Annotated in this window: 1 protein-coding gene; it reads left to right on the top strand. The window is 48.9% G+C overall.

Annotated features, from left to right (window positions below; translation table 11 throughout):
• Nucleotides 1–46 precede the first annotated feature (46 nt).
• Nucleotides 47–1,081, top strand: a complete 1,035-nt coding sequence (locus ACLJXE_RS24290) for an IS110 family transposase (protein WP_410752236.1) — start codon at nt 47–49, stop codon at nt 1,079–1,081.
• Nucleotides 1,082–1,340: the final 259 nt, after the last annotated feature.

The following is a 1,340-nucleotide window of genomic DNA, read 5'->3' as shown; positions in this document are numbered from 1 at the left end:
CAGTGCCATACTTTTACTGTCTGCGTTTGCTACGGGAGTAAATCACATGAGCACGATCAGAGTTGTTGGTATTGATATCGCCAAATCAGTTTTTCAGGTCTGCGCCTGGATGGTTGATGGCTCCGTCGCATGGAACAAAAAAATCTCTCGTTCTAAATTGCTGGATACTATCCGACAGTTTGAACCTGGAACTCTTGTTGCTATGGAGGCCTGCTCCACTTCGCATTTCTGGGGGCGAACCTTTGCATCTATGGGCTATTGCGTCAGACTCATCCCCACACAACACGTAAAAGCTTTTGTCCGTAGCCAGAAAAATGATGCCAATGATGCGCTGGCAATTTGCGAGACAGCATTTCGCCCGGGTATTCACTTTGTTTCTGTAAAAACCACAGAACAGCAGGATATCAAGGCGCTTCGGAACACACGTCAACTGATGGTTGAGCAGAGAACGGCGCTGGCCAACCAGCTTCGTTCTCTGCTCGCTGAATATGGCTTCACTATTCCTGTCGGGATCCTGCGTCTCCAGCAACAGCTACCGGAGCTGATTGAAGATGCCTCAAACAGCCTGACATTCACTCTTCGTCGACTGCTTTCCTCGCTGCGGGAAGATATGCAGGCATTAAATGAACGAATTACCAGTCTGGATAACGAAATAGCAGCACTGTCATCACAACAAATCGCGTACCGCCATCTATTAACAATCCCGGGAGTAGGCCCGTTGATTGCTGCCGCGTTTATCAGCGAAGTTGATGCCACACAGTTCTCAAGTGGGCGAGAATTATCGGCGTGGTGTGGCCTGGTTCCCCGCCAGCATAGCTCGGGCGGAAAACAGCGTCTGTCTTCTGTGACAAAAAATGGCAACCGGAGTCTGAGAACTCTCATTATTCACGGTGCGCGGTCTGTAATGCGCTGTGTGAAAAAGCGAGATGACAGTCTGAGTATTTGGCTGCAAAGGCTGGAGGCCCGCCGGGGGTTCCTGAAAACCACGGTTGCGCTGGCGAATAAGATGACGAGAATTATCTGGCGTGTTTTGACCGATGGTATTGATTTTAATATGCAGAAAGCCGTTGCGATGAATTAAATCAAAACAGCAAGTTACAGAAAGTATTTTTAACTGAGTTTGCAGGCACTGATGAGAAAACGGCTACCGTCCCTGTAACAGCCTGAAGTTGACCTGGGTAATCAAATACCGGTGTAGTGATTAGGAAACAGGGCTCGGATAACATCATGGCGCAGGTCATTGAACCTACTAACGACGCCGGATATATGGTCGCAAACCGTATCGAACCAGTACTTGCATCACCCGGGGCGTCCATATATGGTCAACTAAAACTGGCCAC

Origin of the sequence: Citrobacter sp. U14242, from assembly GCF_046555775.1 — a bacterium.
Lineage (GTDB): Bacteria > Pseudomonadota > Gammaproteobacteria > Enterobacterales > Enterobacteriaceae > Citrobacter.
The sequence above is the reverse complement of the archived record's forward strand: the minus strand, read 5'-3'. Positions and strand labels throughout refer to the sequence as shown.

Excerpts from the sequence above, each read along its gene's own strand:
- ACLJXE_RS24290 (WP_410752236.1), top strand. The coding sequence starts at position 47 with ATGAGCACGATCAGAGTTGTTGGTATTGATATCGCCAAATCAGTTTTT.